9 protein-coding genes and 1 pseudogene are annotated in these 8,615 nt (G+C 51.8%); 8 read left to right on the top strand and 2 right to left on the bottom strand.

Annotated features, from left to right (window positions below; genetic code table 11):
* Positions 1 to 574: 574 nt before the first annotated feature.
* Positions 575 to 808, top strand: a complete 234-nt coding sequence (locus POG22_RS03675) for a hypothetical protein (RefSeq protein WP_071592104.1) — start codon at positions 575 to 577, stop codon at positions 806 to 808.
* A gap of 223 nt (positions 809 to 1,031) precedes the next feature.
* Here the strand turns inward: POG22_RS03675 and sufR are convergent, their stop codons facing one another.
* Entirely contained in the window at positions 1,032 to 1,706 is a 675-nt protein-coding gene (gene sufR, locus POG22_RS03670) for an iron-sulfur cluster biosynthesis transcriptional regulator SufR (protein ID WP_498903694.1), read from the bottom strand.
* A 160-nt stretch (positions 1,707 to 1,866) separates the two neighbouring features.
* Between sufR and POG22_RS03665 the strand changes: the two genes are divergently transcribed.
* The 7 genes from POG22_RS03665 to grxC all read left to right on the top strand — a co-directional run bounded on the left by POG22_RS03665 (position 1,867) and on the right by grxC (position 8,368).
* Entirely contained in the window at positions 1,867 to 2,235 is a 369-nt protein-coding gene (locus tag POG22_RS03665; RefSeq protein ID WP_063714517.1) for a ferredoxin thioredoxin reductase catalytic beta subunit, read from the top strand.
* Positions 2,236 to 2,367: 132 nt separating this feature from the next.
* The gene (gene sufB / locus POG22_RS03660) at positions 2,368 to 3,810 is read left to right on the top strand and encodes a Fe-S cluster assembly protein SufB (RefSeq protein ID WP_063714516.1); all 1,443 of its coding nucleotides are present in this window, start codon (positions 2,368 to 2,370) and stop codon (positions 3,808 to 3,810) included.
* Between the two features lie 123 nt (positions 3,811 to 3,933).
* Positions 3,934 to 4,281 (top strand): hypothetical protein, encoded by a 348-nt coding sequence (locus POG22_RS03655; protein ID WP_498903691.1) that lies wholly within the window; start codon positions 3,934 to 3,936, stop codon positions 4,279 to 4,281.
* Between the two features lie 88 nt (positions 4,282 to 4,369).
* Positions 4,370 to 5,155, top strand: coding sequence for a Fe-S cluster assembly ATPase SufC (gene sufC, locus POG22_RS03650; protein WP_063714515.1), 786 nt, complete (start codon positions 4,370 to 4,372; stop codon positions 5,153 to 5,155).
* Complete coding sequence (gene sufD / locus POG22_RS03645; protein WP_498903689.1) at positions 5,156 to 6,490, top strand: Fe-S cluster assembly protein SufD; 1,335 nt, start codon at positions 5,156 to 5,158, stop codon at positions 6,488 to 6,490.
* Between the two features lie 108 nt (positions 6,491 to 6,598).
* Entirely contained in the window at positions 6,599 to 7,861 is a 1,263-nt protein-coding gene (locus POG22_RS03640; RefSeq protein ID WP_498903687.1) for a SufS family cysteine desulfurase, read from the top strand.
* Positions 7,862 to 8,065: 204 nt separating this feature from the next.
* Positions 8,066 to 8,368 carry a glutaredoxin 3 gene (grxC, locus tag POG22_RS03635; protein WP_017662631.1) on the top strand — a complete coding sequence of 101 codons (303 nt, stop codon included), beginning with the start codon at positions 8,066 to 8,068 and terminating at the stop codon, positions 8,366 to 8,368.
* Between the two features lie 130 nt (positions 8,369 to 8,498).
* Here the strand turns inward: grxC and POG22_RS03630 are convergent.
* Positions 8,499 to 8,615 (bottom strand): annotated as a pseudogene (locus POG22_RS03630) (IS4 family transposase); the annotation flags it as partial.

The following is an 8,615-nucleotide window of genomic DNA, read 5'->3' as shown; positions in this document are numbered from 1 at the left end:
GCTTTCTATCTCGAAAGATAGCGAGTCTTACATCCTGGCGATAGGCGGAAAACCCTCGTCCCGAAGGCCAAAAAAGTTTCTTGCAACACTGCCCATAAAACTTGGTTTTCGCTTAGGGAGAAGTGGGCAAAGTGCCTTCACTATAGCAGAATCATTTGAGTTGTGAACGCCCTCTGTAGTTGGGATCGCCGTGCTACAGTACTTTCAGATTACAAGATTTCACGAATCAGTTGGGCTGGCTATATACCATCCGTTATGCTCGCTGTCATCCCGCGCTTCAATCGGAGATTAGAAGCAGGGACTTCTCGCTTGCAATGTTAAAAGTTCACCCCTGTGGATCTTTGAGATCGGGCGCAGGAGAGTATGCTTATTGAGAATTTGCAGCAAGATTGGCTTATTGAAAGTCAATAGACATATTTTGTTGAGAGTAGTAAGCTGATGACAGCTAGAGGAAGAACGCACTCAAGCATCGGTATTACGAAGGATCGCCTCTGAAACTCGTGCTGCGATTCCACGTCACCCGATCGCCGACTGGGTTTTCCTTAGCATCAACTATCTACCTTGGAGAAGCATCATGGCTACGACTACTGTTCGGGAAGTCCAATCGCAACAACTGCAAACAGCTAATTGTCAAGCTTGCTTGTCGCTCAACTGCCCTCTGAGCGGTTCTGCGGACTTTCCCGTGACGATGTGTAGCAGTTATCGTACCGCAAACTGCGCCCTGTGTGTCAACAAATCTTGCGCTCTCAACGGCACGTTGGAATCCCCCGTCATGTCTTGCGACGGTTTCCAACCCGTTGGTGCTTGAGTCAAGACAGAGATATCTAGACGACAACAATACTCCTTCGCTCGGCGCTTGTGGTCGAGTACAGCCGTAAGTGTCTAGGCAATCTAAGCGATCGCACATTCGAGAGATGGGATTTACTGAACCCCTCACTCAAACTGTCCGCGACGTGCGATCGCGCCGAGCGACATTTCGTTTTCGGCATTGACTGTCTCTCGAAGTCGCTTCACTGCGATCGGTGCGACGGTTACGAAGGCTCGTCGTCCTCCTTCAACTGAATCAAATAGCCGCAGCGGTTCTCACCATTAATCATCCAGTGAGTGCGTCGCACGTGACAGTCCGGTAACGCCCGTGTAAACATATCCAATTCGTGACCGCACACGCTCGGAAACGATTCAGCCACATTAGAGATCGCACAATTATATTCTGCAACCACAAATCGCGGCGCGGCGTTGTCGTCCTCCGCCTCCAATTCCACCAATTCCGCCATATAACCTTCAACGCGGCGGAGTTCGACCAAGTGTTCCACCCGTTCCCGAAGCGGCGCTCGACCGAGTTTCTGGCGATAAAACTCAGCCTTGCGTTTCCATTGCTTCCCGAGAACCTTGCCCATCTCGTCTTGACCGACCGTTTCGGCCAGCGTATCGAGCAAGGACACCGCGAACTCGTCGTAATGATTGGGAAACCGTTCGCGTCCGGCGCTCGTGAGTTCGTAAACGTGCTGCGGGCGTCCCATTCCCGACTGCACCGAACGATGTTGAATCAGGTTTTCTCCTTCTAAATCCTTCAGATGGCGGCGAATGGCCTGCGGACTAATTTTCAACGCCTCGGCCAAGGTCTGCGCTTTCGCTTGCCCGTATTTGAGCAAGTATTGCAGAATGTCGCCTTTCGTGGAACTATGCTGAGTGGTCGCCCTTGTCATGGTTATCCCCAAACCCATTGCAGCAACGTATTATAAGAATTATCGATTTCGACTTTGACAACAAGGGTATTGCTAAAGTAACCTTAATGTAAGGAATAAAACAACACCCTTGTTGCTTTACACTCTATTATAGACAGAAGTTGTTTGAATCAAGTGTCATATGAATGCACCGACGAGTCCCCAGCAGGCAACCGCCAAGAATTTAGAAGCCATGCGGAAGTTTTCCGAACAGTACGCCAAGCGCACCGGAACTTACTTCTGTTCGGACTTAAGCATTACGGCTGTCGTCATTGAAGGCTTAGCCAAGCACAAAGACGAGTTAGGTGCGCCACTGTGTCCTTGTCGCCACTACGAAGATAAAGAAGCCGAAGTCAAAGCCACCTATTGGAACTGCCCCTGCGTTCCCATGCGAGAGCGAAAAGAATGCCACTGTATGTTGTTCCTAACTGAAGATAACGACTTCGCAGGCGACCAACAAGACATTAGCATCGAAGAAATTCGCGAAACGACCGATCGCATGAGTACATAACACTTCGAGAATTTTAAGATTTCGCCCCTAGCCACCGCTCGATTGTTCGATCCCGATTCAATCCCACTTTAAATTCCACCTTTTCCCAACTTTTCCCACTCAACCCCGTTCGTAAGAGAGAGAACTCGATCGATGAGTGCGACCGTCAAAACCCTAGTCAACCAGCCCTACAAATACGGTTTCGTAACCGATATCGAAACCGAAAGTGTACCGCCCGGATTAAACGAAGACGTAATCCGTGCCATTTCCGTCAAGAAAAACGAACCGGAATTCATGTTGGAATTCCGTCTGAAAGCCTATCGCCAATGGCTGAAGATGGAAGAACCCAACTGGCAACACGCCAGCTATCCCCCCATCGACTATCAAGATATCGTCTATTACTCAGCTCCGAAAGTAAAAGGCGACAAGAAAAAACAAAGCCTCGACGAAGTCGATCCCGCCCTTCTCGACACCTTCGAGAAACTGGGAATTCCCCTTTCGGAGCAAAAACGCCTCGCCAACGTCGCCGTCGATGCCATTTTCGACAGCGTATCGGTGGCGACGACGTTCAAAGAAAAACTCGCCGAAGCCGGGGTCATCTTCTGCTCGATTTCAGAAGCCCTGCAAGAACACCCCGAACTGGTGAAGAAATACATCGGAAGCGTGGTTCCAGTCGGCGATAACTACTTCGCCGCCTTGAACTCCGCTGTCTTCACCGATGGTTCCTTCGTCTTCATTCCCAAAGGCGTGAAATGTCCGATGGACTTGTCCACGTACTTCCGCATCAACAACGGCGAAGCGGGACAGTTCGAGCGTACCCTCATCGTCGCCGAAGAAGGGGCATCCGTCACCTATCTCGAAGGTTGCACCGCTCCCATGTTCGACACCAACCAGCTTCACGCTGCGGTGGTGGAACTGGTGGCACTCGACGACGCCGAAATCAAGTACTCCACGGTACAAAACTGGTTCGCCGGAGACGAAGAAGGCAAAGGTGGAATTTACAACTTCGTCACCAAACGGGGGTTGTGCAAAGGCAAGAACTCCAAAATCTCCTGGACGCAAGTCGAAACCGGTTCCGCCATTACTTGGAAATATCCCAGTTGCGTCTTAGTTGGCGACAACTCCGTGGGTGAGTTTTATTCCGTCGCCCTCACCAACAACCGCCAGCAAGCCGACACCGGCACGAAAATGGTGCATATCGGCAAAAACACCAAAAGCACCATTATCTCGAAAGGGATTTCGGCTGGGAAGTCGAAAAACAGCTATCGCGGCTTGGTGAAAATGGGGCCGAAAGCCTCCGGCGCCCGGAACTATTCCCAATGCGACTCGATGTTAATTGGGGACAACGCGGAAGCGAATACGTTCCCCTACATCGACGTGAGTAACAACAAGGCGCGAGTCGAACACGAAGCCTCCACCTCCAAAATTGGTGAGGATCAGTTGTTCTACTTCGCGCAGCGGGGGATTTCGGAAGAAGACGCGGTGTCTATGATTATCAGCGGATTCTGTAAAGATGTCTTCAACGAGTTACCGATGGAATTTGCGGCAGAAGCCGATAAATTGCTGAGCTTGAAACTCGAAGGAACCGTCGGTTAATTCAATCGCATCAGGTGGGCGCTACGGTCTACCTGATTCTTCTCTCCGATGCGATCGGTGAGGTACGCGACGGCGCAAAACTTTCGGGTATAACCAACAAATCATGTACCGATTTCCCGTAGGGTGTGTGACGGCGGTGAAGAAGTTTCGGCAATATCCAAAAAATGGAATTTCCGCCGTCACGCACCGCGCGCCACCCAAGCAATGAAAGGTAGGGTGTGTGACGGCGGTGAAGAAGTTTCGGCAATATCCAAAAAATGGAATTTCCGCCGTCACGCACCGCGCGCCACCCAAGCAATGAAAGGTAGGGTGTGTGACGGCGGTGAAGAAGCTTCGGGAAACCGCCCAAAGGGAATTTTCACCCTCACGCACCACCCCCTTGTTGAGGTAAATTCAATTCCGTTTGATTTTTGTATTGATGTGTCGGAAAAATCCAAACATCGGTGCGTAACGGCGGAATTAAATTTTTGAAAATTCAGCGAAACGGGTTGTACCGCCGTTACGCACCCTACCGAAAATAACATTCAAAAATTTTTTATTTCTGTCGATCTTTACACCCATGATTGTCGAAAACGCACCCACAATTCTATCCGTCAAAAACCTCACCGCGAACGTCGAGGGAACTCAAATCCTCAAAGGCTTTAACCTAGAAATCAAAGCCGGAGAAATTCACGCTATCATGGGGCCGAACGGTTCCGGAAAAAGCACCTTCTCCAAAATTCTCGCCGGACATCCTGACTACGAAGTAACGGGGGGCGAAGTCATTTACAAAGGACAAAACCTCCTCGAACTCGAAGCCGACGATCGCGCCACCGCAGGCGTTTTCCTTGCCTTCCAATATCCCATCGAAATCCCCGGTGTCAGCAACTTGGACTTTCTCCGCGTCGCTTACAACTCCCACCGCAAAGCGAAAGGCCTAGAAGAACTCGATACTTTCGATTTTGAAGATCTCGTTGAAGAAAAACTCGACGTCGTGAAAATGAGAGCCGAGTTCCTCAACCGCAGTGTCAACGAAGGCTTTTCCGGTGGGGAGAAAAAACGCAACGAAATCTTGCAAATGGCGCTCCTCGAACCCACCCTTTCCATTCTCGACGAAACGGATTCCGGTTTGGATATCGACGCGCTGAAAATCGTCGCCAACGGGGTGAACCAACTCGCCACAGAAGACAATTGCACGCTGATGATTACTCACTATCAGCGGTTGCTGGACTACATCGTTCCGGATTTCGTTCACGTGATGTACGACGGACGGATTATCACCAGCGGCGATAAAGATTTAGCCCTGAAACTGGAAGAGCAGGGTTACGATTGGGCGATCGAAGAATTTGCAACGGTGGGGGTGTAAATGAGTCCTGAAACGATTACTAAACAACAAGTTTCGTCGCTCACCCAACTGCTGAACCTGCGAGAACCCCTCGCTACAGAGGTGACGGCGCTGAAAACCCTGCGCGATCGCGCCGAAGCCTGGGTGCGAGAACTGGCGATTCCCACGACGCGCGATGAAGAATGGCGCTTTACTGATTTGTCGCCGCTGCTGAACGTCACGTTTCACACCGCGCCGTCGGTAGACGTCAAGCAGTCGCGCATCGAAACTTGTCTGCTTCCGGAAGCGCCGCAAAGTCGGCTCGTTTTCGTCAACGGTGCGTACACTGAAAGTCTATCGGACGTTCGGGCGTTGCCAGAGGGTGTTTGGGCGGGGAACGTCAGCGCACTTCCCCCGGAAAAACAAGAGCAACTGGGCGACTATCTCGCCCGACATCCGAACCACGGTGAAGTCTTTACCGCGTTGAACTCCGCCAGTTTTACCGATTTGGCGATCGTCTGGGTTCCGCGCGGAAAAATCGTCGAAACACCGCTGCAACTAATGTTTGTGGCGTCTCCAACGGATAAGGCAATGCTGACGCACCCCCGCTGTCTCGTCGTCGCGGAAAGCAACAGTAGCCTGACGCTGGTTGAAGAGTATATTGCCACCACTGAAGGCTGTCCTGATTCCCAAGGCGTCGCCTATTTCAACAACGCTGTGACAGAAGTGTGGCTGCACGAAAACGCGGACGTGAATCACGTGCGCCTCGAACGAGACCACGGTTCGGCGTTCCACATCGGCACTACCGCTGTCACCCAAGCCCGCGACAGTCGCTATCGCTTCCACGCTTTGACGCTGGGGGCGCAGCTTTCGCGACACAACATCGAAGTCAATCAAATTGGGGAAGGGACGACCACCACCTTAAACGGGTTGACTCTCATCGGCAAAACGCAAACCGCCGATACCCACAGCAGTGTTGCTTACAACTATCCCAACGGTACGGCGAACCAACTGCACAAGTGCATTGTCGGCGATAAAGCCCATGCCGTCTTCAACGGGCGTATCGTTGTCCCCCAGGCGGCGCAGATGACCAACGCCAGCCAACTCAACCGCAACCTGTTGTTGTCGCCGAAGGCGCGAGTTAATACGAAACCGCAGTTGGAAATTGTGGCCGATAACGTCAAGTGCAGTCACGGCGCGACGGTGAGTCAACTCGAAGCGGACGAGGTGTTTTATCTACAAAGTCGCGGGTTGGACAAAACCACTAGCGAAAATCTCCTGGTGGATGCGTTCGCGGCGGAAATTCTGCAAGAGGTTCCTTTGGAATCCCTGCGGAAAGCGATCGCCCAATGCGTCGCCTGTCGCGTCGAGTTGTAATGTCGAGTTGTAATCTCGAAGTATGGACGCCTTTAACGACTCGTTAATCGTTAATCTAGAACTATCTAGCACTATACCGAGCGAACGTCTTAGCGCCGAAGCCCCAACATGACTCTTGCTACTGAAAAAACCTTAGCCGATCGCGTGCGGGAAGAATTCCCAATCCTGCACCAGCAGGTTCACGGTAAACCCCTGGTGTACCTGGACAACGCGGCGACATCCCAGAAGCCGAACGCGGTTCTCGACGCCCTAGAACACTATTACAAATTCGATAACTCCAACGTTCATCGAGGCGTCCACGCCCTCAGCGCCCGCGCCACGGAGAACTATGAGGCAGCCCGCGATAAGGTGGCAGCTTTCGTCAACGCCACTTCTCGCAACGAAATCGTTTTTACCCGCAACGCCAGCGAAGCCATCAACTTGGTAGCTTATTCCTGGGGGGCGAATACTCTGCAACCGGGAGACGAAATTATCCTCTCGGTGATGGAACACCACAGTAACTTGGTGCCTTGGCAGTTGGTGGCGCAGCGTACCGGGGCGGTGTTGAAATTCGTCGAAATGACGGAAACGCAAGAGTTCGATTTCGAGCAGTATCAAAGCCTGCTGTCAGAGAAAACGAAACTCGTCGCTGTGGTTCACGTCTCCAACACCCTCGGCTGTATCAATCCGGTTCGCGATATTATCGAACTGGCGCACCAACGGGGGGCGAAGGTGTTAATCGACGCCTGCCAAAGTGTGCCGCATATGCCCATCGACGTGCAGGAAATCGGCTGTGACTGGCTGGTGGCGTCGGGACATAAGATGTGTGCGCCGACGGGAATCGGGTTTTTATACGGCAAGTTGGAGATTCTCGAAGCGATGCCTCCGTTTTTGGGCGGCGGCGAGATGATTGCCGATGTGGAGTTGGAGGCATCTACGTATGCCGAACTTCCCCATAAGTTTGAGGCGGGAACCCCTGCGATTGGGGAAGCGATCGCTCTCGGTGCGGCGGTAGATTATTTGATGAATCTCGGCATGGATAAAGTCGCCGAGTACGAACACGAACTCTGTCGGTATTTGTTCGACAAACTCTCGACGGTTCCGGGGATTACGGTGTACGGCCCGCAACCGAAAGCCGACGGCAGCGGACGGGCGGCATTAGCGTCGTTTACGTCGGCGGACGTTCACGCTAACGATCTTTCGACGCTGTTGGACGAGGCGGGTATCGCCATCCGCACGGGACATCACTGCACGCAGCCGTTACATAAAATTTTGGGGCAGTCTTCGACGGCGCGGGCGAGTTTGTATTTTTACAATACCCGCGAAGAAATCGATGCGTTTGTGGCGGCGTTGAAAGAGACGATCGCGTTTTTCAAGAACATCATGGGCTAGGAGAGTCCGCGATTCAGACGTTCGGTACATTATCGGTACATTAAGAGGGTAGGCGATCGCCTATCCTTTTTGTTTGACGCTGTATCTCTGTGGTTTCCTGTTTCCTATAGCCATTGACGAGTTGTCGTCGGGACTTGAGTTCGATACAGTAAAACTAAAAGTAACCACAACATTAAAAAAATAAAAATTTTAGGAGAACTTCCAATGTTTGACTGGCTCAATTCTCTATTAGGACGCCATCCCGAGCGCGTCAACGCTGATGTGGAAATTTATACTTGGCAGACTTGTCCGTTTTGTATTCGCGCGAAGTTGCTGCTGTGGTGGAAAGGGGTGAAGTTTACAGAGTATAAAATCGACGGCAATGAGGAAGCGCGTGCGAAAATGGCAGAACGCGCGAACGGACGCCGTTCGGTGCCGCAGATTTTTATCAACAACCAGCATATCGGCGGTTGTGACGATCTTTATGAGTTAGACAGTCAGGGGAAACTCGATCCGATGTTGGCGTGATATGACGGATGCGATACGCTATCTCGGGTGTTGAGACGGCGGGAGACCCCCGGTATCTGCGAGATACTGGGGGTTTCGTCTGAGAAGCATCCGATCTGCATAATTTTGACCTGAGAGGGTGACAACATAGCTAGACCCCCTGCCTCACAAGGGATAGAGCCTCTAGCCCTCGTTGAAAATGGAGAGATTTGTGAGGCTTCAACGCCATGAGCGCCAACATCCAATCTCTCCAGAGCAGCAGGGATTG

It is taken from the genome of Geitlerinema sp. CS-897 (assembly GCF_028368005.1).
Taxonomy (GTDB): Bacteria; Cyanobacteriota; Cyanobacteriia; order Cyanobacteriales; family Geitlerinemataceae; genus Baaleninema; species Baaleninema simplex.
This window is presented reverse-complemented; position numbering and strand designations above follow the sequence as displayed.

What these genes read in the sequence shown, in the direction of transcription:
- POG22_RS03675 (WP_071592104.1), top strand. Translation starts at nt 575, where the DNA reads ATGGCTACGACTACTGTTCGGGAAGTCCAATCGCAACAACTGCAAACA.
- sufR (WP_498903694.1), bottom strand. Translation starts at nt 1,706, where the DNA reads ATGACAAGGGCGACCACTCAGCATAGTTCCACGAAAGGCGACATTCTG.
- POG22_RS03665 (WP_063714517.1), top strand. Translation starts at nt 1,867, where the DNA reads ATGAATGCACCGACGAGTCCCCAGCAGGCAACCGCCAAGAATTTAGAA.
- sufB (WP_063714516.1), top strand. Translation starts at nt 2,368, where the DNA reads ATGAGTGCGACCGTCAAAACCCTAGTCAACCAGCCCTACAAATACGGT.
- sufC (WP_063714515.1), top strand. Translation starts at nt 4,370, where the DNA reads ATGATTGTCGAAAACGCACCCACAATTCTATCCGTCAAAAACCTCACC.
- sufD (WP_498903689.1), top strand. Translation starts at nt 5,156, where the DNA reads ATGAGTCCTGAAACGATTACTAAACAACAAGTTTCGTCGCTCACCCAA.
- POG22_RS03640 (WP_498903687.1), top strand. Translation starts at nt 6,599, where the DNA reads ATGACTCTTGCTACTGAAAAAACCTTAGCCGATCGCGTGCGGGAAGAA.
- grxC (WP_017662631.1), top strand. Translation starts at nt 8,066, where the DNA reads ATGTTTGACTGGCTCAATTCTCTATTAGGACGCCATCCCGAGCGCGTC.